The sequence below is a fragment of the Pseudomonas sp. NPDC090208 genome (genome assembly GCF_044746785.1).
Taxonomy (GTDB): Bacteria; Pseudomonadota; Gammaproteobacteria; order Pseudomonadales; family Pseudomonadaceae; genus Aquipseudomonas.
Genome location: NZ_JBIVCU010000011.1, coordinates 103,215 through 128,528, shown reverse-complemented (window position 1 = coordinate 128,528; position 25,314 = coordinate 103,215). Strand labels below are relative to the sequence as shown.

The window sequence follows — 25,314 nt, the reverse complement described above, 5'->3', positions numbered from 1 at the left end:
CCGCTGCTGCCACCGCACTGGAGGACGCCATGGAACACTGGAAAAGCACCATTCTGAAAGGCAACAGCTGTTTCAACCGTGGCGAGCTGGTCGACGCCCGTGAGCTTTACCTGCAAGCCCTGGCGCTGGCGCAGGTGCTGCTGGAGCGCTGGCGCGACCCTGACGAAGCGGTGGCGGCATTCGTGATTTCCCACCACAACCTGGCGGATCTGCACCTGGGACTGAACCAGCCGGAGGAAAGCGCCGAGTACCTGTGCGCCGCCCACCAGCGGTTGCTGCAAGTGATCCAGGACTCGCGCCTGAGCCCCGGTCTGCGTCAGGCCGCCTTCCGTCACAGCAACAAGACCTACAGCGAATTGCTGAATTTCATCAGCGAACACGGGGAATACCCGCGCACTCACCGTCTGCTCAACAGCAGCGGCGAACACTCACGCTCGGCGCTTCAGCGCAACGCCGCGACCGCCGGCACCCTGTCCTTTGGAGTCCATTGATATGCCGTATACCTTGCCTGCCTTGCCATACGCCTACGATGCCCTCGAACCGCACATCGATGCGCAAACGATGGAAATCCACTACACCAAGCACCACCAGACCTACATCAACAACCTCAACGCTGCGGTGGATGGCACCGAATACGCTGAGTGGCCGATCGAGAAGCTGGTCGCCAGCGTCGCGCAGTTGCCGGAAAAACTGCGTCCGGCGGTGATCAACCAGGGCGGCGGCCACGCCAACCACTCATTGTTCTGGGACGTCATGAGCCCGAAAGGCGGCGGTCTGCCAGGTGGTGCTCTGGCGAAGGCCATCGACGAGCAACTCGGCGGTTTTGAAGCGTTCAAGGACGCCTTCACCAAAGCCGCGTTGACCCGTTTCGGCAGCGGCTGGGCGTGGCTGAGCGTGACCCCTGAGAAAAAGCTGATCGTGGAAAGCAGCGGCAACCAGGACAGCCCGCTGATGAACGGCAACACGCCGATCCTCGGTCTGGACGTCTGGGAGCACGCCTACTACCTGCGCTACCAGAACCGTCGCCCGGAATACATCGCCGCGTTTTACAACGTCGTGAACTGGGACGAAGTCGCCAAGCGTTATCAGGCCGCCCTCGCTTAAATCTCACCACGGAAGTAGACGATCCATGCCCTCGGATTTCCTCACAATCAGCAGCGGACGGTTGTTGCGTCTGGCCTTCGGTTCCATTCTGCTACTGGCCGGCACAGGGTTGCTGATTGCCCAGGGGCTGTCGTGGTTGACCCTTGAACCGCGCATGCTGAGGGCGCTGGAAGGCGGTGCGCTGTGCGCCTTGGGCACGGCCCTCGGCGCGGTGCCGGTGCTGGTGATTCGCGGCATGCCGGTGTCGGTCTCCGACGGCTTGCTGGGGTTCGGCGCCGGCATCATGCTGGCGGCGACTGCCTTTTCCCTGATCGTGCCGGGCTTGAGTGCGGCTCAAGGCCTGGGCTTCTCGCAGTGGGGCGCCGGTGCCTTGATCAGCGCTGGCATCCTGGCCGGAGCGGTCGGTCTGTTCATCGTCGATACCCTGGTTTCCCGGGGCCCGCATTTATCGGACGTCGCTGAAAAGCCGGCGATTCCGTCGAACATCTGGCTGTTCGTGATTGCCATCATTGCCCACAACATTCCGGAAGGCATGGCGGTGGGCGTGTCGGCGGGCGGCGGTCTGGCCCATGCCGACAGTCTGGCGATGGGCATTGCCTTGCAGGACGTGCCGGAAGGGCTGGTGATCGCACTCGTGCTGGCGGCGGCCGGGATGTCGCGGCTCAACGCCTTTCTGATCGGCGCGGCATCCGGGCTGGTCGAACCGGTGTTTGCCGTGCTCTGCGCCTGGCTGGTGGAAATCGCTGCGGTGCTGTTGCCGGTCGGTCTGGCGCTGGCCGCCGGTGCGATGCTGCTGGTGGTGACCCACGAAATCATCCCCGAGTCGCGCCGCAACGGACACGAAAAAATCGCCAGCGTCGGCTTGCTGGTGGGGTTCTGTCTGATGATGGTGATGGATACGGCGTTGGCGTAGGGACGCTGAATCCTGTGGGAGCCGGCTTGCTGGCGAATGCGGTGTGTCATTCAATGTTGTGCTGTCTGACCCGACGCATTCGCCAGCAAGCCGGCTCCTGCATTGATCTGCGTTCGGTGCTTACGGGTAAAAACCCTTATAATCCCGCGCCTATTTTTCCTCAGATGCGAGATCCGCCGTGAGCTTACCGCCGTGCCCCCAATGCAATTCCGAATACACCTATGAAGACGGCACCCAGCTGGTCTGCCCGGAATGCGCCCACGAGTGGTCGGCCAATGGCCCGGCTGAAGCCGATGATGACGTCAAGGTGATCAAGGACGCGGTGGGCAATACCCTGCAGGACGGCGACACCGTGACTGTGATCAAGGACCTCAAGGTCAAGGGCTCGTCGCTGGTGGTCAAGGTCGGCACCAAGGTCAAGAACATCCGCCTGGTCGACGGCGATCACGACATCGATTGCAAGATCGACGGCATCGGCGCGATGAAGCTGAAGTCGGAGTTCGTCAAGAAAGGCTGAGTCAAGGCGCCATCACCCCTTGTAGGAGCTGGCTTGTCCTGCGACCGGCGGGGAACCCGTCGTAAATCCGGTAAACGCGTTATGCCTGACGCACCGCATTTACCGTATTTACGACTGCTACGCCGCCGGTCGCGGGACAAGCCACGCTCCTACAGATGAGAGGTGCCCGCGCTCAACACGGCAGATTGATGCCAAAAGTATTCTCGCCATCTTCGCTGCGCACGAACACCGTGCCGCCGTGCATCAAGGCGATGGCTTTGACGATGGCCAGTCCCAGGCCATGGTTGGCGCCGCTGTTGCGGCGTGAAGCGTCGACCCGGTAGAAACGCTCGAACAGTTTGGGCAGATGTTCGCGGGCGATCTGGGTGCCGGGGTTGGTGACACCGATGCTGACGTGGTCGCCGGCATTCTCGATATCCACATGAATGACCTGGCCCGCCGCCGTGTGCTGCACGGCGTTGTGCAGCAGATTGATCAGCGCGCGGCGCAGATGGGCCTTCTCGATGGGCGCGTGGGCATCGCCACGTACCTGCACCTGAACCTGTGCGTCTTCCAGAATGAAGTCCAGATAATCCAGCGTCGTCGCCACCTCTTCGGCCAGCGACACCTGGGTCAGTTCGGTCGCTTTGCTGCCCTGGTCGGCGCTGGCCAGAAACAGCATGTCGTTGATGATCGAACGCAGCCGCTCCAGCTCTTCAAGATTCGATTGCAGCACTTCGAAATAATGCTCGGCGGAACGCCCGCGGGTCAGCGCCACCTGGGTCTGGCCGATCAGGTTGGTCAGCGGCGAGCGCAGTTCGTGAGCCACGTCGGCGTTGAACGATTCCAGTCGCGAATAGGCCTGCTCGACCCGTTCCAGGGTCTGATTGAACGAGGTGACGAACTGGTCCAGCTCGGGCGGCAGCGGCGACAGTTGCAGGCGCCCGGACAGGTGCGGCGGGGTCAGCTTGCGCGCCTCCAGCGACAGGTCGAGCAGTGGCTTCAGACCAATCCGCGCCACCCAGTAGCCCAGCGCCGACGCCAGAGCGATGCCGATGGCGGCGAGGCTGATCAGGGCGATCAGCAACGAATGCTGGGTTTGCCAGAAGGTTTCGGTGTCGATGGCGGTGAGAAAGCGCAGCGGCGGGCGCTGATCCTTGGCCGGAAACTGGCTGACCAGAACCTTGAACGGGTAATCGTGGCCGCTCAGGTTGAGGTCGCGCATGCCCAGCGGGCCGTTGGCGAAGGCGCGGATTTCCGCGTCGGGACTGCCGAACTCGTAGTTGGGATTGTCACTGACCACCCAGAAACGCAGGCGTTTGTCTTCTTCGCTCAGCAGGCGCAGCTTGGCGTTGATCTTCACCCAGTGCTCCGGCGTGCCGTAACGCTGCACCGCCGATTCGAGCACGCTGTAACGGGCATCCACCTCGGCTTCCGGCAGCAGCCCCAGGCCCTTGTCCACTTGCAGGTACAAGGCCCAGCCGATCAACAGGAACACCAGCAACGCCACCAGCGCGAACATGCCGGACAGGCGGATGGCGATGGAGTTACTCGACACGACGGCTCTCCAGCACGTAACCCATGCCGCGAATGGTGTGCAGCAGCTTTTGTTCAAACGGCCCGTCGAGCTTGGCGCGCAGGCGCTTGATCGCCACTTCGACGACGTTGGCGTCGCTGTCGAAATTGATGTCCCAGACCATCTCGGCAATCGAGGTTTTCGAGAGAATTTCGCCCTGACGCCGGGCCAGCACACTGAGCAGGGAAAACTCCTTGGCGGTCAGGTCCAGACGCAGACCGGCGCGGGTGGCCTTGCGGCTGATCAGGTCGATCCACAGGTCGGCGATGCTGATCTGCACCGGCTCGTGACCGCCGCTGCGGCGGGTCAGGGCTTGCAGGCGCGCCACCAGTTCCAGAAAGGAAAACGGCTTGCCGAGGTAGTCGTCGGCGCCTTCGCGCAGGCCGCGAATGCGGTCGTCGACGTTCTCGCGTGCGGTGAGCATGATCACCGGTGTCTGTTTGCGCGCGCGCAAGGCGCGCAGCACGCCATAACCGTCCAGGCCGGGCAGCATGACATCGAGCACGATCACCGCGTAATCGCTCTCCAGCGCCATGTGCAGTCCTTCGATACCCTCGCGGGCGACGTCGGTGGTGTAGCCCTGCTCGGTCAGGCCGCGGTGCAGGTAATCAGCGGTTTTTTCTTCGTCTTCGATAATCAGGACACGCATGGTCCGTTCTCACTTCTCGGTCGCCATCAAGGCCGCTGTGGATTTGCCCGTTGCCGTGGGAGTCGCTGTCGGGCGCGGCTTGTGGAAGATTCGCTCAAGTTGCAGGTAGATCACCGGCGTGGTGAACAGCGTCAGCGCCTGGCTCACCAGCAAGCCGCCCACCACGGCGATCCCCAATGGCTGGCGCAGTTCCGCACCGACACCATAGCCGAGCATCAGCGGCAGGGCGCCGAGCAGTGCCGCCAGGGTGGTCATGATAATGGGCCTGAACCGCGTCAGACAGGCTTCGTAGATCGCGTCCCGTGGCGACAGGCCGTGATGGCGCTGGGCTTCCAGGGCAAAGTCCACCAGCAGAATGCCGTTCTTCTTGACGATCCCGATCAACAGCACGATGCCGATCAGGCCCATGATCGAGAAGTCCTGGCCCATCAGCCACAGCAGCAACAGGGCGCCGATACCGGCAGACGGCAGGGTGGAAATGATCGTCAGCGGATGCACGAAGCTCTCGTAGAGCACACCCAGAATGATGTACACCGCCACCAGCGCAGCGAGGATCAGCCACGGCTGGTTCGCCAGCGAACTCTGGAACGCCTGGGCCGCGCCCTGGAAGTTGCCGATGATCGAGGCCGGCATGCCGATCTCGTTCTTGGCCTGATCGAGCAGGCGCACCGCATCGCCCAGCGCCACGCCGGCGGACAGGTTGAACGACAGGTTGGCCGCCGGGAACATGCCGTCATGGCTGATCGACAGCGGGCCCATTTTCGGCGCACCGACCTTCGCCAGCGCCGACAGCGGCACCATTTCGTTGGTCAATGGCGAGCGCAGGTAGAAGTAGTTCAGGCTTTCCGCCTTGCCCCGTTGCTGCGGGTCGAGTTCCAGAATCACCTTGTACTGGTTGATGTCGGTCTGGAATTCGTTGATCTGCCGCTGGCCGAAGGCGTCGTACAGCGCCTGATCGACATCGGCAGTGGTCAGGCCGAAGCGCGCCGCCGCGTTGCGGTCGATGTCCAGGTGCGTGACGCTGCCGCCCAGTTGCAGGTCGTTGGACAGGTCGCGGAAGGCCGGGATCGACTTGAGTTTTTCCGTGAGCTTTTGCGTCCACAGGTTGAGCAGGGCGCCGTCATTACTCTTGAGCACGTACTGATACTGGGCGCGGCTCGGGCCGGAACTGAGGTTGATGTCCTGGCCTGCACGCAGGTACAGCATGATGCCGGGAATCTTCGCCAGTTTCGGACGAATCCGGTCGATGAACTGGCTGGCGGACACGTCGCGGTCGGCGCGGTCCTTGAGGGCGATCCACACACGGCCGTTGGCGATGGTCTGGTTGCTGCCGCTGACGCCCACCGAATGGGAAAAGGCTTTCACCGCCGGGTCGTCGCCGATGATCTTCGCCAGTTGCTTGTGCTTTTCGACCATGTCCGGATAGGAAATGTCCGCAGCCGCCTCACTGGTGCCGAGCACCATGCCGGTGTCCTGGACCGGGAAGAAACCTTTCGGAATCAGCACGTAACCGGCCACGGCCAGCACCAGGGTCAGGCCGAAGATGCTCATCATCAGGCGTTGATGGGCGAGGGCGAAACGCACGCCACGGGCATAGCGCGCCAGCAGCCGTTCGCCGAAGCCGGGATTGGCATGGGCGTCGTGCTTGGGCGCACGCATGAACAGCGCCGCCAGAGTCGGCGCCAGCGTCAGCGAAACCATCACCGAAATCAGAATGGTCGAGGTGGCCGTCAGGGCGAACTCCTTGAACAGACGCCCGACCACACCGCCCATGAACAGCAACGGAATGAAGGCGGCAATCAGCGAAAAGCTGATCGACACCACGGTGAAGCCGATTTCTCCGGCGCCCTTGATCGCCGCGTCGCGCATGTTTTCGCCGGCTTCCAGATGGCGGTGAATGTTCTCCACCACGACAATCGCGTCGTCGACCACGAAGCCCACTGCGACCACGATGGCCACCAGCGTCAGGTTATTGAGGCTGAAACCGAGCACATACATCAGCGCGAAACTGGCAACCAGCGAGACGCCCAGTACGGCAGTGACGATCAGCGTGGCCGACATCTGCCGCAGGAACAGCGCCATCACCGCGATCACCAGGCCGATGGCGATCAGCAGGGTCATTTCCACCTCATGAAGCGAGGCGCGGATGGTCTTGGTGCGGTCGCTGAGCACCGAAACGTCCACCGATGCCGGCAACATTTCCTGCAGGCGTGGCAGTTCGCCGAGCACGCGGTCAACGGTTTCGACGATGTTGGCGCCAGGCTGGCGGAACACCACGATATTCACGCCCTGTTGATCGCCGGACCAGGCGTTGACGTAGGCGTTTTCCGAGCCATTGATGACCTTCGCCACGTCACGCAAATGAACCGGCGCGCCATCTTTGTAGGAAACAATCAGTTGCTCGTAATCCTGGGCCTGGAACAGCTGGTCGTTGGAGGCCAGGGTGGAGATGCTGTCCTTGCCATACAGCGCACCCTTGGCAAGGTTGAGGCTGGTCTGTTGCAGCGCCCCGCGCAGGTCAGCCAGGGTCAGACCGATGGAGGCGAGTTTTTCCGGCGCGGCCTGGACACGGATGGCCGGGCGTCGCTGGCCGGTAATGGCGACCTGGCCGACACCGTTGATCTGGCTCAACTGCCGGGCCAGCAGCGATTCGGTGACATCGCTCAGTTCGGTGGCCGGCATCAGGCTGGAACTGACGCTGAGGATCAGCACCGGGCTGTCCGCCGGGTTGACCTTGCGCCAGGTCGGCGCGGTCGGCAGGTCGGCGGGCAAACGGCCGGAGGCGGTATTGATCGCCGCCTGCACTTCCTGAGCGGCGGTGTCGATGCTTTTATCCAGCACGAATTGCAGGGTCAGGTTGGTCGAACCCAGCGCACTGCTCGATGTCATCTGGGTCATGCCGGGGATGGCACTGAACTGCACTTCCAGCGGCGTGGCGACCGAAGACGCCATGGTTTCCGGGCTGGCGCCGGGCAGTTGCGCGGTGACCTGGATGGTCGGGAATTCCGCCTCGGGCAGGGGCGCCACCGGCAAGCGCGGGAAAGCGATGCCACCGAGCAGGATCAGGGCAAAGGTCAGCAGAACGGTGGCAATCGGGTGATTCACGCACCACGCGGAAATGGACCCACGCCCTTTCATTTCGCAGCTCCCGGCGAGGTGCTTGCCGCATCGGCCAAGGCGTCACTGGCGCCGGCTTTGACCACTTCGATGTGCGAGCCATCACGCAGCCGCGACTGGCCGTCACTGACCAGCACGTCATCGGCACCGACGCCGCTGATCAGTACCAGATCGCTGTCCTGATACAGCACCTTGACCGGCACCACTTCGACGCTGTCGCCTTTGACCCGATAGACAAAATGCTGGTCGATGCCGCGCTGCACCACTTGTGGCGGGACTTTCAGCGCATTGCGGTCGAGGGCGGTCTGGATGCGCACGGTCACCAGTTGGCCGGGCCAGAGCTTTTCCGCCGCGTTGTCGAACACCGCCTTGGCGCGGATAGTGCCGGTGGTGGTGGCCACTTGGTTGTCGATCAGCGTCAGGTGGCCTTCACCCAACAGCGTGCCGTGGGCGTCGTCGCCGAGATAGGCATTGACCTTGGCTGGCGTGCTGGAGGCCAGCAGATCGTGCAGGGTCGGCAGCATTTGCTGGGGCAAGGAGAACTCCACCGACACCGGGTCGATCTGGGTCACGGTGAACAGCCCGGCTGTGTCGCTGACTCGCAGAAAGTTACCTTCGTCGACGTTGCGAATACCCACACGGCCTGTCACCGGCGAGCGAATCTGCGTGTAGGACAATTGCACTTGTGAGGCGTTGATCGAGGCTTCGTTGCCTTGCACCGTGGCCTTCAGCTGATTGACCAGCGCTTGTTGCTGGTCGTATTGCTGCTTCGAAATACTGTTGTCGGTGGTCAGCAGCTTGTAGCGCTTGAGGTCGACTTCAGCCACATTCAACTGCGCCTGGCTCTGGCTCAGTTGTGCCTTGGCCTGCTCCAGGGCCGCGCGAATGGAGCGGTCGTCGATGGTCGCGAGCAGGTCGCCAGCCTTGACCTGTTGTCCTTCCTTGACCGCCAGGCGGGTGAGAATACCGTCCACTTGCGGGCGAATGGTCACGCTTTGCAATGAAAGCACCGAGCCGATCCCGGTGGCATAGCGCGGCACGTCGGTTTCCACGACATGCACCACCTGTACCGGCACGGCGACCGGAGCGCTGACCTTTTTCGCGGTCGGGCGGGTGACGGCCCAGATACCTATTGCAACCACTGCCAACAGGACACTGACAGTGATTACGGCATTATTCTTCTTCTGCATACGGAAATGACGCCAGCCAAGGGAGTGAAAACAGGTGTTCCAGAGTGCTCTTTATAGCGCTGCAACCCGGTCAGCAGCATGACTGCTACCTGTCAATATTGTCAGCTGCGCCTCGATACAGGATGAGGCGGGATAAAGAAAATTCGCAACAGGGCGATAGCGAGTTAGAAGGCGCGATTTTCCTGTGGTGGCTTTCCCCTCAATCCGGAGTGTGGCGATGAACAGCAAAAAGACAGTTTCGGTGTTTTTTTCGATCACGTTTCTCGGTGTCTTCGCTCTGGGCGCTCCCGTTACGCTGGCCGCGCAGGGGGGGCTGGCGCTACGGGGACAGGTGGTCAACGCCGGCTGTGACGCTCGCTTGCCACAGGGTCATACGGCGGCGACAGCCTCGCGAATCCTGCCGGTCAATGCCGGGCTCTCGCTGGAAGTCATGGGGCGCAATGATGCCTGCCATGCCGCGGCCGTACCGGTGGTGACCGGCTATGTTGAGCGTTCCTCGTTGAGCACCGGTCGGCACACCGGTGTGGTGACGGTCACGTATCAGTAACTGTTTTCAGCCCGCACGGCAGAGCGTTGCAGCGAGTGGTGTGGACTGGCAGCCGGGCTGGCCGGTCTGCGCGGACCTGCGCAGCCGAGGCAAAAAACCGGCTGATGTTTTTTTTCGTGAAAAGGCGCAAAGCCCCGAGAACCCTGGCGTGTAGCCGGGCTTTGTAAAGTCCTACAGAAAGTTCCTGCGCGCGCCACTGTCGATTCCTTAAGCGCAAGGTAAGCGGCCCGACATCCGGCCACGAACCGCGCCCTTATAGTTCGCCCCGTCCTTTTGGGGCACACACGAATTGACACAAGGAACGTTGTTAACATGAAAAAGCTGACTGTTTCTCTGGCCATCCTGGCCGCCATGGGCATGAGCGTAGCGGGTACCGCCAACGCTGCCAACAACGGCAAACTGGTGTTCAACGGCACCCTTACCAACATCACTTGCGACATCGCCGCTGGCGCGGGGGCCAGTGACGGCACCAATCTGGGTGAGATCAACGTCGATATGGGCAACGTGTCGTTTTCCGATATCGGTCGCTTCGCCGACAACAAGCTGGAAACCGCATCGCCGATCCAGTTGCTGGTCGATTGCACCGGCGGTGCGGCGCAGTACAACACCGTGAGCATGCGCTTCATCGCCCGTCAGGGCAGCGGTCTGGACAACCTGGACCACAAGCTTCTGCGTACCACGGGTGCTGCTGATGGTGTCGGTATCGGCCTGCTCAACGCTTCCAACCAGCTCATGGATCTGAGTGGTAACGAAACCATCGACACTCCTCTGATCAAGCAAGGTGTCGATGGCGCGCGAGCCGAAATCAACTTCGGTGCGGTCTACGTCCTCAACGGCGCGACCACCAACCCTGGTAAAGCCGACGGCTTCCTGCCGTTCGTGATGGATTACCAGTGATGTAACCGGTGGAGCGGGCAACCGTCCGCTCCACCGCTTCCGCAATACGGGATGACCCCTTCATGTTTCCAACCTTTTTACGTTGCTCGGCTGTCTGGCTGGGGATGACCCTGGCCGCTCATGTCCAGGCCGGTGTCGTGATCAATACGACACGGGTGATTTACCCTGCTGCGGACAAGGAAGTCAGCTTCGTGGTGCAGAACAGTGGTACTGCCGAGATTCTTGCGCAATCCTGGCTGGAAGCCGATGCCGACAGCGGTCTGGGAGAAAGCTTGCCTTTCGCGATCACGCCGGGGCTGGCGAAGATGGCCGGCAATGCCCGCCAGTTGATTCGCATCATCTATGCCGGGGAGGGCATGCCCGCCGACCGCGAATCGGTGCTTTGGCTCAATGTCCAGGAAATTCCGCAATCGGGAAACGAAAACGAACTGCAGATCGCCATTCGTCAGCGCATCAAAATGTTCTACCGCCCGCAGGGACTGAACGGCGATCCGCTCAAGGCAGCCGAAGGCTTGCAATGGCAGGTGCGTGACGGGCAACTGGAAGTCAGTAATCCCGGGGCTTATCACGTGTCAATGATCAAGCTCGATGTGCGCCAGCAGGGCGCCACGCTGTTTCAGACCGACAGCAGAATGCTCGCACCCCGACAGCGTCTGCGCTTCCCGCTGAAGCAGGGCGTTGCACGCGAGCCGGTGGAGTTGAGCTTCATCAGCATCAACGACTTCGGTGCCCAGGAGGCCTACCGCGCCCTTGTGTCGGGCGAACCGGCCGCCCAGGCCGAGAAAGTCGAAGCCCGGCGCGAGTGACACCGGCGCTCATACCGGTATTTATTCAATATCCCTCTTATCTTGAGCCGCAGCCCTTGCGGCTCCTGGACCGTGCGCCTGCAAGAACGAATTCGGCGACGTCACGTAACCAGAGCACGAGTGAAATCAGCACATGGAACGGCGAGACAAGCAGCACCGGGGAGGGATCTCCGGTTTCTTACTGCGTGGCGCGAACGAGCGCACGTTCAGGCAGCAGAAAATCACCCGGTGCAGCGCTTTGCCGCTGTGTATCGCCTTCAGCGCGGGGCTGATGATCGACTCACCCGTAGCACTGGCCATGACCGATGATGGTGGCGGCGAGCGCCGTGCTTCCGCAGGCTCGAAATTCAACACCGCGTTCATCCAGGGCTCCGACCAGCCTGCCGATCTGGACAGTTTTCTGCAGGGCAACAGCGTGGTGCCGGGCACTTATCGCGTTGATATCTACGTCAACCGTTCACTGGTCGCCCGACGCGACGTCCGCTTCGTCGCCAGCCCGGCCAGTGGCAATGTCGAGGCCTGCCTGACACTGGATACCTTGCGTCAGTTCGGTCTGGATACCAGCACATTGAGCGACACCGGTTCAGGGCCGAACGGTTGTTTCGACCTGGTGGCGAAGGTGCCTGCGGCGGTGGTCGACTATCAGCCGGCCGGTCTGCGCCTGTTCATCAGCATTCCCCAGGCAATGATGCAGCGCAGCGTGCGTGGTTATGTTTCGCCGCAGTTGTGGGACGAAGGCGAGACGGTGGGCTTCGTCAATTACACCTTCAACGGTGCGCGTCGCACCCGTGATCAGCAGACCCGCGACGATTATTATCTGGGGCTGCGCAACGGCATCAATCTGGGAGCATGGCGTCTGCGTAACGAGTCTTCGCTGGTCTACGGTGATGACCGGCCGTACCGCTTCCGCAGCAACCGCAACTTCGCCCAGCGCGACATCACCGCTTTGAAAAGCCAATTGACCGTCGGCGAAACCTTTACCGACTCCCAGATCTTCGACAGTGTGCGCTTCGTCGGGGCTTCGCTGATGTCGGACGACGGCATGCTACCCGACAGCGAACGGGTCTACGCGCCGGTCGTACGGGGCATCGCCGAAACCAACGCCACCGTGGAAGTGCGTCAGAACGGTTTCATTCTCTACAGCGATACCGTGTCTCCCGGGCCGTTTGAGATCACCGACATCTACCCCAGTGGCTCCAACGGCGATCTGGAGGTCACCATCATCGAAGCCGACGGGCGCCGCCGCACATTCGTTCAGGCTTATGCCTCTCTGCCGATCATGGTGCCTGAAGGTGTATTGCGCTACAGCCTCTCCGCCGGCCAGTACGACAGCAATGAAGACGGTGGTCCTTCACCGGGATTCGCCAGCGCGACGGCGATCTACGGCCTGACCGAGCGACTGACGGCTGCAGGTGGTCTGCAACTGGCCGAAGACTTTCAGGCCAGCAACATCGGCGCCGGCATGAACACCGGGGCAGGAGCCCTGTCTCTGGATCTGACCCAGTCGATCAGCCGGCAGCGACAGCAGACCTTCGGCGGTCACAGCCTGCGGTTGCGTTACGCCAATACGCTGGATCTGACCAACACCACGCTGGCGGTGGCCGGGTATCGCTACTCGACCGATCAGTACCGCACCTTCGATCAGCATGTCGAAGAACTGAACTCGCCAAGCGGCACGTTGGTGGGGCGGGCCAAAGACCGTCTGGAACTCAACCTGACCCAGTCATTACCCGGCCATTCCGCTTCCTTGAGCCTGACCGGCTCCGAGCAGCGCTATTGGGACGTGACCGGCAAGACACGGCAGTTCCTGTTGTCGTGGAACGCCGGCTGGCGCAGCGTCAGTTACAGCCTGTCGCTGGAAAGCAATCAGACCTTCGAGCGTGGCGGCCAGCGCCAGAGTGACAACCGCGTGGCCCTGACCGTGAGCGTGCCGCTTGGCGGCCCGGCGGGGGCGTCGCGAGCCTTCTTCAACGCCGTGCATGACAGCGGCGGCGGTTACGATCTTCTGTCCGGCCTCAACGGTCAGGTGTTCGACGATCGCAGCACCTTCTATTCGGTCCAGGCCGGGCACAGTGCGCAGTCCGGTTCCTCCGGTTCCGGCAGGCTGAGCACGACCACGGGCTATGGCCGTTTCGATGGCAGTTACAGCCAGGGCCGCGATTACCATGCTTTAACGCTGGGGGCTTCCGGCTCGTTGGTGGGCCATGCCGGTGGCATCAACCTGGGTCAGTCCGTGGGCGACACCTTCGCGTTGGTCGAAGTCGAGAACATCGCGGGTGCGAAGCTGGCGAATCACAGCCAGGTGGAAACCGCTGCCAACGGTTACGCGATTCTTCCGTACGCCCAGCCCTATCGCAGTAACTGGGTCAGCCTGGATTCCCGTCAGCTCGGCGCCGATGTCGAGTTGGAAAGCGCTTCCGCGCAAGTGGTGCCACGGCGCGGCGCCGTGCCGCGGGTCAGCTTCCGGGCAACCACGGGGCGCAGGGTGCAGTTCGAGTTGTCCCAGACGGATGGCAGCCGCCTGCCTCTCGGCGCGGCGGTCGAGGACGAACACGGCAAACTGTTGGCGAGCGTCGACCCGACCGGTCGTGCGCTGGTGCTGAGTGAACGGGACAGTGGCGAACTGTTGGTCAAATGGTCCGATGGCCAGTGCCGCGGCACCTATCAGTTACCGCCTCGCAATTCCGAGCGCAGCTATGACCGACTCAAGGTCGTGTGCCAATGAGTCTCTGGCGTTGGCTGTGGCTGCTGCTCGCCCTCGGCCAGGGTATCGCGCAGGGAGCCGTTTCGTTGACGGGTACCCGGTTGATTTTCGACGGGCGTTTCCGTGAGGCGACCATCGACGTCAGCAACCTCGACGAGCGCGAGGTGTTGATTCAGGCCTGGATCAGCGATCCGCAAGTGGCGTCGAGCGCCGATCTGCCGTTTGCCCTGACGCCACATCTGGCGCGTCTTCCAGCCAAGGGCAAGCAGCCGCTGCGCCTGCTTTATGAGGGCGTCGGCATGCCGGGGAGTCGCGAGTCCCTGCTGCATCTGTATGTACTGGAAGTGCCCCGTCGGCACGAAGGGGCTCAGCAACTGAATATCGCCATTCGCCAGAGGATCAACGTGTTCTATCGGCCAGCCGGCTTGCCGGGTGATCCCGCCGAGGCCGCGCAGCGCCTGAACTGGCGTATCGAGCGAGGCGGCGAGAGCAGGCTGGTGCTGCACAACCCGACCCCGTTTCACGTTGTGCTGCAAGGGCTGACGCTGGACGGCGTGCGGGTCGCCGAGGATCTGCTGGTCGAGCCGCTGTCGCAACGCTCGTTGCCGCTCGTGCAGGCACACCGCGACGGGCAGCGACACCTTACGTTCAAGGCGCTGACCGACTACGGCGGGCAGCGTGATTACTGCGCGCAAGGCCAGGGCGAGAGGTCGTTCAACGCCCAGCTTCGCGCGCCTGATGCACCTTCATACATAGGGAAATGCTGACCATGATCAAGCCGGTTATTCGTCATTGGGGACCTTTGTTTGCGCTCGGCCTGTCGCTGTCCGACCACGCCATGGCCCTGACCTGTCGCGCCGAGGGTTCCGGTGACACCGTCATTCGTGCCGACCTCGACAGCAGCGTCGCGATCCCGGCGACCTTGCCGGACGGCGCCGCCGTATGGCGGTCGGAACGCCTGAACATCGCCGTGGAATGCGCCAGAGAGCAACCGGGGCCGGCGGAAGAGGTGTATCTCTACCTGAACCCGGCAAACCTGCAGATCGGTCAGGGCATCCGCGCCGGGCTCAGCCTCAACGGTGTCGATCACGTTCAGAGCAGTGGTCGTGTGCCGTTACAGCAGCAGGTGCCGGCCTGCAACGAGGCCCCCGAACGGCTGTCGGCCTGTCCGAGTGCGCGCTTCAATCTACCGTTTGCGGTATTCATCGAGAAATTCGGCGCCACGCCGCCATCGGGTGCGGCCAGCGACCTGCTGGACTATCGCCTGTTTCAGCTCGACAGCGGCGTCGGCCTGAACCCGTTGCCGGACAACAAGCTCAACTACGTCATCAACAACCTCGGCGGTTTGCGCTTCGTGGCCTGCAATGCCGAGTTGCGGGTATTGCCGGACGTGGTCGATTTCGGTGAGGTGGCAATCAACAGGGTGCAGGTGGGTGAAGTGGCGACCTTCCAGCGCTTTGCGGTGGCGGCCAGCCGGACCTGCGATTCGCCGTTCAGCCTCAACGCGCGGTTCACGCCGGTGTCCGGGACGCTGTCCGGGGACGTGCTGGTGCCTTTGAACAACGACAGCGTCGGCATTCGCATCGTCAATGCGCGCAACAACCAGGCCCTGAAGTACAACGAGCCGTTTCACTTGCTGAACCTGCTCAACGAGGACTACTCCACCACTGCCGACTTCAATGCCGAGCTGTTGTGGCAGACGTCGGCGCCGACGCCGGGGCCGTTCTCGGCCGAAGTGCTGGTGGATCTGTTCTACAAGTAATGACTGAAACGGTCAGTGCGCCTTGCGGAAACTGTCGCGGTATTGCGTGGGCGTCACACCCAGGCGCTGGGTGAAAATCAGGCGCATGCGTCCGGCGCTGGCGAAGCCGCAGTGCCAGGCCACCGCCTTGATCACCATTTCGCTGCCTTCGAGCAGCCGTCGCGCCGCATCGATACGAGCGCGCTGGACGAACTCTGCCGGGGTGACTTTGGCTTCCCGGGCAAATACGCGGGCGAAGGTGCGCGGGCTCATCGATACCACTTCGGCCAAGCGCTCGACGGAAAACGGCTCGCTGATGTGCTCCATGACATAACGCTGGATCTTCGCCACGGGTGAATTGTCATCGCCAGCGGCATTCAGATAAGGGCTGAACTGCGACTGGCCGCCCTGACGCTGCGCCACCACCAGCAGGCGTTTGGCCACGGCCAGCGAAATCGCCGGGCCGTGATCCTCGGCGACCAGCGCCAGGGCCATGTCGATGCCGGCGGTCACACCGGCAGAGGTCATCATCGGCCCCTCGCGCACGTAGATGCGGTCCGGTTCGACTCGCGCCAGCGGAAAACGCTCGGCCAGTTGCCCGGCGTGGCTCCAGTGGGTGGCGACCTGCTTGCCGTCGAGCAACCCGGCATGGCCGAGAATGAACGCGCCGGTGCAGATCGAGCCGAAGCGCCCGGCCTTGGGCGTGGTCTGTTGCAGCCACGCGGTGATATGCGGCATTTCGGCACTTTCCGGCAGCAGAGGGCCGCCGGGCACCAGCAGAATATCGACCGGGTCGAACGGGTCATCGAGGCTCAGTTGCGCGCCCAGCGGCATGCCGTTGGAGGCGACGATCGGGTAGGGCGCTGCACCGACGGTGATGATCCGGTAGCCATCGCCATCGGCCACATAACGGTTGGCCTCGGCGAACACGTCCAGCGGGCCGGCGACATCCAGCGACTGAACGCCGGGAAACAGGACAATGGCGACGCTTCTCATCGGGGATCTCAGACGGCCTGCAAAGGGATGAACATATAGTTCAACGCGTCGCCTGTCTCCAGTTGTGCGCCAGCCTGTTGCAGGGTGCGGGCAGCTTCGTCACCGGCCACGCGGAACGTCCAGTCGTTGTCCGTGAGCTCGGGCAGTGCTGCATCTGTCCAGCGCGACAGGGCGGCGGCGAAGGCGCTCATGTCCGGCAGGCAGGCGACAAAGCCATTGCCCTTGAGCGCTGTAGTACGGATACCCAGCTCCCGACAGATCGCGTGCTTGCGGGCGATGTCGTCGCGGTCAGCCTGACGGGACTGTTCGATCAGGGCCAGCAACTGCAGGTCCACCACCTGATTGCCGACGATCAGATCCGGGCCCTGAGTCCAGGATTCCGGCGGGCAATCCTTGGCCTGTGGCCGCAAGGGAATGTGCGGATTGATTTCCATCGGATAGATGCGGCATACCAGCGGGCGGCGGTCGTAGATACGGCAGAGGTTTTCCGCGTCAAGATTTCGGCAGCGTCCCGAGTTGAAGGCGGCAAAGGTGATGGCCACCAGCGCTTCGGTCGAGCCGCTGCGCACCGCCAGCGAACGGCGGGTGGCGTGGGCCAGTTGCTCGGGCGGCACACCGTAACCGTCGGCAAGAAAGGCCTCGATCAGGACGATCAGCGAACCGCCATCGGCCGCCCACTGTGCGGCTTCCGACAGGGTCAGGGGAACGTGGTGATCGGTGCAGCACTTGCCACAACCCACGCAGGAAAACTGAGTATTCATTGAAAGAAATGACCGCCTGTTCGAAAGAAAAGATCACGGCACCGGGATGTGGATCCGTGCCGTGATGGCGGTGATTTGCAGCAAGTTACGCGCCAGATATCAGGGAGGGCTATATCTTCGTACATTGCATCCCTGTGGGAGGGATCGGAGGTTACGACGGTCGCGAAGGCGATTTGTCTGACACACCGCTTTCGCGACCCTCGCAAGCTCGGATCCCTCCCACAGTAGAGTTGTGGGTAATGCAGCGGGAAGGCCTACTTCTTCGGCACGGTAGTAACGTTATCCCACTCCGTGATCAGCGCTTTCTGGTTCTTGCGGTCGTACAGGCACAGCTCGGTGCCGGTCTTGTTCTTCATGAACGCCTGCTTGTACTGACCTTTGATCAGCAAGGCGTTGTAGCCGACGCTGTCGTCGAACATCGCCGATGCTCCGGCTGGTTTGGCGTTTTTCAGGGAACTGGCGGCGACGCAACTGGCGACCAACTTCTTGTCGAATGCGTTCCATGCTTCGGTGCTCGATGCGTGGGCCTGGCCGGCAAGTGCGGTCAGGGTCAGCAGGAGCAGGGTGGTCGTTTTCATGTGGATCTCCATCGTTGTCTCGGATTGGGCAATTACGACAGCGATTTAGACTGGCTCAGCGCGGGTCCAGTTCGCTGCGCAGTACATATTCCATGCCGGCCTGTTCATACAGGCGTCGTGCGGGCAGATTGTTTTCCATCACTTTGAGGTCCACATGGCCTTCGCCGCGCTGCTGGAACAGGGCAAACACGTGCTCCAGCAGCGCCCGTCCGATCCCCCGTCGATGGGCGCGCGGATCGACCACCAGCAGACGGATAAAGGCGCTGGTCCAGCATTGCGCGACCGCGACTACCCCTTGTGCGTCGGCCAGAATCAGGCACAGCGCGCGATCGTATTCGGGGTCGTGCTCAAAGGCGTTCATCCAGCTGTCGAAGTCCAGCACCTGACCTCCGCCGTACTGACGCCCAAGCACCAACAGGCGATGGGCATCGACCGCCGTTTGCGCCGTGAAATCGAGACGTCGCAGCGATGCAGGCAACGCAGCGACAGGTGCGAGAGTCGCCAGATCGCGGCGCATCAGCCAGTAATGGCTGGCCGATGCGTCGGTGGGAGAGGGGATCAGATGCCCTGAGCCTGGACGGTACGGGCGGCTTCGATCAGGCATCGGGTCAGTTCGGGCGAAGAGAACTTGGTCAGCACCGCATTGGCGCCGGCGGCCTTGGCTTTTTCCGCGTTCATCGCGCTGTCCAGCGAGGTGTGCAGCAGCACGTACAACTGCTGGAAGTCCGGCGTTTCACGCAGGGTCCGGGTAAAGGCATAGCCGTCCATTTCGGACATTTCAATGTCCGAGACCACGACGTTGATCTGCTGCGCGGTGCCTTGCAGGTCCAGCAACTGGTCGATGGCTTCCCGCGCACTGCGCGCGGTGTGGCAGTCGATACCGAGATTGCGCAGGGTCAGCACCGACTGTTGCAGTGCGACCTGGCTGTCGTCGACCACCAGAATCCGTGCCGCCGCCAGCAGCTCGGCTTCTTCCGGAGCGAGTTCAGCGGGCTCGGCTACTATCTCTACCGGGGCGATGCCATGGATGACTTTTTCGATATCCAGCACCTGAACCAGCGTACCGTCGACCTGGGTGACACCGGTGATGAACGACTTGTTGCCCGAGCCAAACGGCGGCGGGCGGATATCGGTGGTCAGGCAATGGACGATTTTGCTGACCGCCTGCACGTGCAGGCCCTGTTTTGAGCGGCTGACATCGGTGACGATCAGACAGCCACCGTCCGGGTCGAGCAATGGTCGCTCGCCGATGGCCCGGCTCAGGTCGATCACCGACAGTGAATTGCCGCGCAACGTGGCGACGCCTTTGACGTGCGGATGCGATTCGGGCAGCCGGGTCAGGGGCGGGCAGGGGATGATTTCACTGACCTTGAGCAGGTTGATCGCCATCAGCTTGCCGCTGCGTAACGTGAACAGCAGAAGCGAGAGTGAATCTGCACGGACGTTTTTGGACATATGAACCTTCTGTCATGCGGTGTCGGACGGCGTTGCCGCGCCCGACAGCTTTCGATGACGGTTTATCGACCCCGCGGCGACAGGCTTTAACCCTAAACGAGTGTGCCAGCAGGATGCGGTGCAAAAAGGCTGTAGTCGAAATGACACGGCGTGAGTCTTTATGACTGTTGTCGCGTCTGGTCATTATGACTTCATGTTTGTAAGTTGTTGATTTTAAAGGAGTAAAAATTGGCACGCTTCATGATAAAGACAAGGTAGAACTTACCAACCGAGTCTCAGGAGTCAGTCATGTTAGATGCTTCGGATCGTGCCATTGTCAAAGCCACCGTGCCACTGCTGGAAAGTGGTGGTGAAGCGTTGACCACCCACTTCTACAAGAAGATGCTCAACGAATACCCTGAAGTCCGTCCGCTGTTCAACCAGGCTCACCAGGCCAGCGGCGACCAGCCGCGCGCCCTGGCCAATGGCGTGCTGATGTACGCCCGCCACATCGACCAACTGGAACAACTGGGTGATCTGGTCGCCAAGATCATCAACAAGCACGTTGCCCTGCAGATCCTGCCGGAGCATTACCCGATTGTCGGCAAGTGCCTGCTGGAAGCGATCCGCGAAGTGCTGGGCGCTGAAATCGCCACCGACGAAGTGATCGCGGCGTGGGGCAAGGCCTATCAGCAACTGGCCGACATCCTGATCGGTGCGGAAAAGACCATCTACGAAGAAAAGGCCCAGGCCCCGGGCGGCTGGCGTGGTGCCCGCGAATTCAAGGTGGTGGCCAAGGTGCCGGAAAGCGCCGAAATCACCTCGTTCTACTTCGCCCCGGCGGACGGCAAGGACATCCTGCACTTCACTGCAGGCCAGTACATCGGCATGCAGCTGTTCCTCGACGGCGAGGAAATCCGCCGCAACTACTCGCTGTCGGCACTGGCCGGCAACAATCAGTACCGCATCAGCGTCAAGCGTGAGCCTGGCGGTCGTGCCTCGAACTATCTGCACGATCAGCTGAACGTCGGCGACAGCATCAATCTGTATCCGCCATCGGGTGAGTTCACCCTGGCCCACAGCGACAAGCCACTGGTGCTGATCAGCGGCGGCGTCGGCATCACGCCGACCCTGGCGATGCTGCAGGCGGCGTTGCAGACCCAGCGCCCGATTCACTTCATCCACTGCGCACGCAACGGTTCGGTGCACGCCTTCCGTGACTGGATCGAAGAACTGGCCGGCAAGCACCCGCAGCTCAAGCGTTTCTACTGCTACAGCGAAGACGACGGTGTCAGCCCGGCAGCCCATGCGGTCGGTCTGCTGGATCAGGCTCGTCTGGAACAGTGGCTGCCGCAGGATCGTGACGTGGATGCTTACTTCCTCGGCCCGAAAGGCTTCATGGCGGCGATCAAGCGCCAGTTGAAGGCGGCTGGTGTGCCGGACAAGCAGGCCCGTTACGAATTCTTCGGTCCGGCTTCGGCACTGGAATGATTCAGCGCTGTCTGTAAGCAGCCTGACTTGTCAGCGTCGGCGTCGTCACATTCGCCGTCGCCGGCAACTCGGACTGCGACAGACAAAGTGGTCGGCCTGCGACATAAGGACGCATGCTTCTATATATAAGGAAGGGTGCGGCGATCGGTCCCTGCGGCAAAGCGTCGCACGCTTCTATATATATAGAAGGGAACGGGTCTGGTGTCGGTCGATTGTTACGGCTGCGGTTAATGTTCGGCTAATGCCGGCAGGGTAACCATCCGCTCCGGCGTGCCGCTGCGACGATGGTAGAATTGCCGGCTTTCCCCGGCGGCCGGGGCACGTGACAACACGGATCGAGTGATCCGGATGGACACCACATTCAAAGGGTATGTGAATGACTGACGAGATGATTTACCTGCGACGTGAAAAGCAGTTCCTGGTGCTGCTGGGAATTATCTGCCTGGCGTTGATCGGCGGGGCGCTGTACATGCAGGTGGTGCTGGGCGAGGCGCCGTGCCCGCTGTGCATCCTGCAGCGCTATGCCTTGCTGTTCATCGCCGTGTTCGCGTTCATCGGTGCCGCCATGCCGGGTCGCCTGAGTCTGACCATCTGCGAAGCCCTGGTTACCCTCAGCGCCGTGGGCGGGATTGTTGCAGCAGGGCGTCATGTCTGGATTCAGAGCCATCCGACCGAAAGTTGCGGCATCGATGTGTTGCAGCCCATCGTTGATGGCTTGCCGCTAGCATCGCTGTTTCCGCTCGGTTTTCAGGTCGCCGGCTTCTGTGAGACGCCATATCCGCCAATTCTGGGACTTTCGTTGGCTCAATGGGCACTGATTGCTTTTGTTCTGACGGTAATTCTGGTACCTGCCGGGATCATTCGTAACCGGATGAAAGCACGCTGATAACAAAGTGTTGCGCAAAAAATCGCCGCAATTTCCTTAAGAAGTTTGCGGCCTTTGGAGGGTTTCAAGGTGCGACATATGACCGCATTTTTACAGATTCGGAAATTAACTGTTGCGCAATAACTCATAGTCAATAAAACTTTACGTATCTACAATCGCCCCCAATTGACGCCCCCCATCGCTTGATGGGCGGTGTAAATCGAGGTCAGAAGGCGGTTTTACGCCATGTAGACGCCATTTGGATGGCCTCCTAGCGTCAAGTTCAGAATGTCTGCGCCAAGGGATTGGTCCGCACAGGCGGTTGCCACCATTCGAATAAGAAACCACAGCTAAACCCGGATTTGTTACGAGGCACGAGCTTCCTGACAGGCCCCTGTTCAATCCAAGAAATTGCCAGCACCTGGCAGGGTGAAGTGTTGGCGGTCGAAACCCAACTGCGATGCGAAAGCTGCTTTTAGAGGTCGTGAGATGAGTAAAAAAAGGTACCCCAGATTTTTTGGCTTCTTGGCCCTTTTCAGCATGCTCCTGCTCAGCGGGTGCGATTACACCCTGCTGGATCCCAAGGGCCACATCGGCATGCAAGAGCGTGACCTGATCGTCACGGCAACCCTGCTCATGCTGCTGGTGGTGGTGCCGGTCATTTTCATGACCATCATCTTCGCCTGGAAATACCGCGCTTCGAACAAGAGCGCTACCTACACGCCTGACTGGGCACATTCGACCAAGATCGAGCTGGTTGTCTGGCTGGTTCCGCTGGCGATCATCATCGTGCTGGGCTACATCACCTACAAATCCACCCACGCGCTGGACCCTTACCGTCCGCTGGAGTCCGAGGTCAAGCCGGTCACCATCGAAGTGGTCGCGCTGGACTGGAAGTGGCTGTTCATCTACCCGGAACAGGGTATCGCCACCGTCAACAAGATCGTTTTCCCGGCTCACACGCCGATCAATTTCCGCATCACTTCCGATTCGGTCATGAACTCGTTCTTCATCCCTGCACTGGGTGGCCAGATCTACGCGATGGCCGGCATGCAGACCAAGCTGCACCTGATCGCCAATGAAAACGGCGAGTTCGACGGCATCTCCGCGAACTACAGCGGTGCAGGTTTCACCGGCATGAAGTTCAAGGCAACTGCTACCGATCAGGCTGGTTTCGACGCCTGGGTTGCCGAAGTCAAGAATTCTCCGAAACAGCTGGCAAACGACGAATACGCTGCTCTGGCCAAGCCAAGCGAACGTAACCCCGTTGAACTCTACTCCTCGGTCACTCCGAACCTGTTCCAGATCATCATCGACAAGTATGAGGGTATGAAGCCGGGCAAGATTGTCCACGAGAAGAAAGAAGTGGCCGGTATGGAAGGGATGGACATGGGTAAGAATTCAGCTGCGCAGGCAGAGGAGTAAACGATGTTTGGTAAATTAAGTCTGGACGCGATACCGTTCCACGAACCGATAGTCATGATCACGATTGCCATGATCGCTATCGGCGGTGCGGTGGTACTCGGTCTCGTCACGTATTTCAAGAAGTGGACCTATCTGTGGACCGAGTGGCTGACTTCGGTCGACCACAAGAAAATCGGCGTGATGTACATCATCATTGCCATGGTCATGCTGCTGCGCGGCTTTGCCGACGCCATCATGATGCGTTCCCAGCTGGCCCTGGCCACCGAGGGTTCGCCTGGCTACCTGCCGCCTGAACACTATGACCAGATCTTCACCGCTCACGGTGTGATCATGATCATCTTCATGGCGATGCCTTTCTTCACCGGTCTGATGAACATCGTTCTGCCTCTGCAGATCGGCGCTCGCGACGTGGCGTTCCCGTTCCTGAACTCCCTGTCCCTGTACCTGCTGATCTCCGGCGTGGTGCTGGTCAACGTTTCCCTGGGCGTCGGCGAATTCGCCCGTACCGGTTGGGTTGCCTATCCGCCGCTGTCCGAACTGGGCTATAGCCCGGGCGTGGGTGTGGACTACTACATCTGGGCACTGCAGCTTTCCGGTCTGGGTACCACGCTCACTGGCGTGAACTTCCTGGTCACCGTGCTGAAAATGCGTACCCCTGGCATGAAACTGATGGACATGCCGATCTTCACCTGGACCTGCACCTGGGCAAACGTCCTGATCGTGGCTTCGTTCCCGATCCTGACCGGTACCCTGGCGTTCCTGACCCTCGACCGTTACCTGGACTTCCACATCTTCACGAACGAATTGGGTGGTAACCCGATGATGTACGTGAACCTGTTCTGGGCGTGGGGTCACCCTGAGGTGTACATCCTGATTCTGCCGGCGTTCGGTGTCTTCTCCGAAGTCATCTCGACCTTCACCGGCAAGCGTCTGTTCGGCCACCACTCGATGATCTATGCATCCGGTGCGATCTCCGTACTCGGCTTCATGGTCTGGCTGCACCACTTCTTCACCATGGGTTCGGGTGCCAGCGTCAACGCCTTCTTCGGTCTGGCAACGATGCTGATCTCCATCCCGACGGGTGTGAAACTGTTCAACTGGCTGTTCACGATCTACCAGGGCCGTCTGCGCTTCACCGCGCCAGTACTGTGGACCCTGGGCTTCATGATTACCTTCTCCATCGGTGGTATGACCGGCGTTCTGCTGGCTATCCCGGGTGCTGACTTCGTTCTGCACAACAGCCTGTTCGTGATCGCGCACTTCCACAACGTGATCATCGGTGGTGCGGTATTCGGTTACATCGCCGGCTTCGCGTTCTGGTTCCCGAAAGCGTTCGGCTTCAAGCTGAACGAGAAGTGGGGCAAGGCAGCGTTCTGGTTCTGGATCTCGGGCTTCTACGTGGCATTCATGCCTCTGTACGCTCTGGGCTTCATGGGCATGACCCGTCGTCTGAACACCACTGACAACCCGGACTGGACTCCGTATCTGCACGTAGCCTTCTGGGGCGCGGCACTGATCATGATCGGTATCGCCTGCCAGCTGATCCAGATCTACGTCAGTATCCGCGACCGCGAGCAGAACCGCGACGTGACCGGTGACCCGTGGAATGGCCACACCCTGGAGTGGTCGACTTCTTCGCCACCACCGTTCTACAACTTCGCCGAGCTGCCGAAGGCTGAAGAGATCGACGCGTTCTACGCCGCCAAGCGTGATGGCGAGGCGTACAAGGTTCCGGCCAAGTACTCTGACATCCACATGCCGAACAACACGGCGACCGGTCTGGTCATGGGTGCTCTGCTGACCGTCTTCGGTTTCGCGATGATCTGGCACATCTTCTGGCTGGCTGCTGCGAGCCTGGTAGGTACCGTCGTTTACTTCGTCATCCACGCTGCACGTGACGATCAGGGCTACATGGTTCCTGCTTCGGAAGTGGCACGTATCGAAGGCGAGCAACACAAGATCCTGGCCTCGGTCCGCAACGCCCAGGCAAACACTCCTGTCAACAAGCTGGAGCAGGCATAAGT

23 protein-coding genes are annotated in these 25,314 nt (G+C 61.1%); 14 read left to right on the top strand and 9 right to left on the bottom strand.

Annotation, left to right across the window (positions count from 1 at the left end):
• The first annotated feature begins 29 nt into the window (after positions 1 to 29).
• The 4 genes from ACIPL0_RS19150 (at position 30) to ACIPL0_RS19135 (ending at position 2,534) form a co-directional block, all read left to right on the top strand.
• The gene (locus ACIPL0_RS19150; protein WP_400597934.1) at positions 30 to 491 is read left to right on the top strand and encodes a hypothetical protein; all 462 of its coding nucleotides are present in this window, start codon (positions 30 to 32) and stop codon (positions 489 to 491) included.
• Position 492: 1 nt separating this feature from the next.
• Positions 493 to 1,104: a superoxide dismutase gene (locus ACIPL0_RS19145; RefSeq protein ID WP_400597936.1), complete on the top strand. Its 612-nt coding sequence runs from the start codon at positions 493 to 495 to the stop codon at positions 1,102 to 1,104.
• Between the two features lie 25 nt (positions 1,105 to 1,129).
• Positions 1,130 to 2,017 carry a ZIP family metal transporter gene (locus ACIPL0_RS19140; protein ID WP_400597937.1) on the top strand — a complete coding sequence of 296 codons (888 nt, stop codon included), beginning with the start codon at positions 1,130 to 1,132 and terminating at the stop codon, positions 2,015 to 2,017.
• A gap of 178 nt (positions 2,018 to 2,195) precedes the next feature.
• Positions 2,196 to 2,534 carry a zinc ribbon domain-containing protein YjdM gene (locus ACIPL0_RS19135; RefSeq protein ID WP_400597939.1) on the top strand — a complete coding sequence of 113 codons (339 nt, stop codon included), beginning with the start codon at positions 2,196 to 2,198 and terminating at the stop codon, positions 2,532 to 2,534.
• 172 nt (positions 2,535 to 2,706) lie between these two features.
• Here ACIPL0_RS19135 and ACIPL0_RS19130 read toward each other — a convergent pair whose 3' ends face one another.
• Genes ACIPL0_RS19130 through ACIPL0_RS19115 form a run of 4 tightly spaced genes read right to left on the bottom strand, consistent with a single transcriptional unit; the run spans position 2,707 to position 9,045 of the window.
• Complete coding sequence (locus tag ACIPL0_RS19130) at positions 2,707 to 4,071, bottom strand: heavy metal sensor histidine kinase (protein WP_400597942.1); 1,365 nt, start codon at positions 4,069 to 4,071, stop codon at positions 2,707 to 2,709.
• Positions 4,061 to 4,738, bottom strand: coding sequence for a heavy metal response regulator transcription factor (locus ACIPL0_RS19125; protein ID WP_400597944.1), 678 nt, complete (start codon positions 4,736 to 4,738; stop codon positions 4,061 to 4,063). The genes ACIPL0_RS19130 and ACIPL0_RS19125 overlap by 11 nt, the downstream gene beginning before the upstream one ends.
• A 9-nt stretch (positions 4,739 to 4,747) precedes the next feature.
• Positions 4,748 to 7,876 carry a multidrug efflux RND transporter permease subunit gene (locus ACIPL0_RS19120; protein WP_400597946.1) on the bottom strand — a complete coding sequence of 1,043 codons (3,129 nt, stop codon included), beginning with the start codon at positions 7,874 to 7,876 and terminating at the stop codon, positions 4,748 to 4,750.
• Complete coding sequence (locus tag ACIPL0_RS19115) at positions 7,873 to 9,045, bottom strand: efflux RND transporter periplasmic adaptor subunit (RefSeq protein WP_400597947.1); 1,173 nt, start codon at positions 9,043 to 9,045, stop codon at positions 7,873 to 7,875. Before ACIPL0_RS19115 ends, ACIPL0_RS19120 begins: the two co-directional genes overlap by 4 nt.
• Positions 9,046 to 9,262: 217 nt before the next feature.
• Here ACIPL0_RS19115 and ACIPL0_RS19110 point away from each other — a divergent pair, with 217 nt between their 5' ends.
• The 6 genes from ACIPL0_RS19110 (at position 9,263) to ACIPL0_RS19085 (ending at position 15,761) form a co-directional block, all read left to right on the top strand.
• Complete coding sequence (locus ACIPL0_RS19110; protein WP_400597949.1) at positions 9,263 to 9,592, top strand: hypothetical protein; 330 nt, start codon at positions 9,263 to 9,265, stop codon at positions 9,590 to 9,592.
• Between the two features lie 312 nt (positions 9,593 to 9,904).
• Positions 9,905 to 10,489: a fimbrial protein gene (locus ACIPL0_RS19105; protein WP_400731567.1), complete on the top strand. Its 585-nt coding sequence runs from the start codon at positions 9,905 to 9,907 to the stop codon at positions 10,487 to 10,489.
• Between the two features lie 62 nt (positions 10,490 to 10,551).
• Positions 10,552 to 11,295 carry a molecular chaperone gene (locus tag ACIPL0_RS19100; RefSeq protein WP_400597953.1) on the top strand — a complete coding sequence of 248 codons (744 nt, stop codon included), beginning with the start codon at positions 10,552 to 10,554 and terminating at the stop codon, positions 11,293 to 11,295.
• 271 nt (positions 11,296 to 11,566) lie between these two features.
• Positions 11,567 to 14,020, top strand: a complete 2,454-nt coding sequence (locus ACIPL0_RS19095) for a fimbria/pilus outer membrane usher protein (RefSeq protein ID WP_400597955.1) — start codon at positions 11,567 to 11,569, stop codon at positions 14,018 to 14,020.
• Positions 14,017 to 14,766 carry a molecular chaperone gene (locus tag ACIPL0_RS19090; protein ID WP_400597957.1) on the top strand — a complete coding sequence of 250 codons (750 nt, stop codon included), beginning with the start codon at positions 14,017 to 14,019 and terminating at the stop codon, positions 14,764 to 14,766. Before ACIPL0_RS19095 ends, ACIPL0_RS19090 begins: the two co-directional genes overlap by 4 nt.
• Before the next feature lie 2 nt (positions 14,767 to 14,768).
• On the top strand, positions 14,769 to 15,761 hold the full coding sequence (locus ACIPL0_RS19085) for a fimbrial protein (protein WP_400597959.1): 993 nt from the start codon (positions 14,769 to 14,771) through the stop codon (positions 15,759 to 15,761).
• A 12-nt stretch (positions 15,762 to 15,773) separates the two neighbouring features.
• Here ACIPL0_RS19085 and ACIPL0_RS19080 read toward each other — a convergent pair whose 3' ends face one another.
• From ACIPL0_RS19080 to ACIPL0_RS19060, 5 genes are all read right to left on the bottom strand, one after another.
• The gene (locus ACIPL0_RS19080; RefSeq protein WP_400597961.1) at positions 15,774 to 16,736 is read right to left on the bottom strand and encodes a GlxA family transcriptional regulator; all 963 of its coding nucleotides are present in this window, start codon (positions 16,734 to 16,736) and stop codon (positions 15,774 to 15,776) included.
• Positions 16,737 to 16,744: 8 nt separating this feature from the next.
• Positions 16,745 to 17,497 carry a YkgJ family cysteine cluster protein gene (locus tag ACIPL0_RS19075; protein ID WP_400597963.1) on the bottom strand — a complete coding sequence of 251 codons (753 nt, stop codon included), beginning with the start codon at positions 17,495 to 17,497 and terminating at the stop codon, positions 16,745 to 16,747.
• Positions 17,498 to 17,751: 254 nt separating this feature from the next.
• Positions 17,752 to 18,075, bottom strand: coding sequence for a hypothetical protein (locus ACIPL0_RS19070; protein ID WP_400597966.1), 324 nt, complete (start codon positions 18,073 to 18,075; stop codon positions 17,752 to 17,754).
• Positions 18,076 to 18,130: 55 nt separating this feature from the next.
• Positions 18,131 to 18,592, bottom strand: coding sequence for a GNAT family N-acetyltransferase (locus ACIPL0_RS19065; protein WP_400598145.1), 462 nt, complete (start codon positions 18,590 to 18,592; stop codon positions 18,131 to 18,133).
• A 41-nt stretch (positions 18,593 to 18,633) separates the two neighbouring features.
• The gene (locus ACIPL0_RS19060; protein ID WP_400597968.1) at positions 18,634 to 19,530 is read right to left on the bottom strand and encodes a chemotaxis protein CheV; all 897 of its coding nucleotides are present in this window, start codon (positions 19,528 to 19,530) and stop codon (positions 18,634 to 18,636) included.
• 288 nt (positions 19,531 to 19,818) lie between these two features.
• Here ACIPL0_RS19060 and hmpA point away from each other — a divergent pair, with 288 nt between their 5' ends.
• The 4 genes from hmpA to cyoB all read left to right on the top strand — a co-directional run bounded on the left by hmpA (position 19,819) and on the right by cyoB (position 25,312).
• Positions 19,819 to 21,000 carry an NO-inducible flavohemoprotein gene (gene hmpA, locus ACIPL0_RS19055; RefSeq protein ID WP_400597969.1) on the top strand — a complete coding sequence of 394 codons (1,182 nt, stop codon included), beginning with the start codon at positions 19,819 to 19,821 and terminating at the stop codon, positions 20,998 to 21,000.
• A 376-nt stretch (positions 21,001 to 21,376) separates the two neighbouring features.
• On the top strand, positions 21,377 to 21,886 hold the full coding sequence (locus tag ACIPL0_RS19050) for a disulfide bond formation protein B (RefSeq protein ID WP_400597970.1): 510 nt from the start codon (positions 21,377 to 21,379) through the stop codon (positions 21,884 to 21,886).
• Between the two features lie 468 nt (positions 21,887 to 22,354).
• Positions 22,355 to 23,290 carry a ubiquinol oxidase subunit II gene (gene cyoA / locus ACIPL0_RS19045; protein WP_400597971.1) on the top strand — a complete coding sequence of 312 codons (936 nt, stop codon included), beginning with the start codon at positions 22,355 to 22,357 and terminating at the stop codon, positions 23,288 to 23,290.
• 3 nt (positions 23,291 to 23,293) lie between these two features.
• Entirely contained in the window at positions 23,294 to 25,312 is a 2,019-nt protein-coding gene (gene cyoB, locus ACIPL0_RS19040) for a cytochrome o ubiquinol oxidase subunit I (RefSeq protein WP_400597973.1), read from the top strand.
• The last annotated feature ends 2 nt before the right edge of the window (positions 25,313 to 25,314 follow it).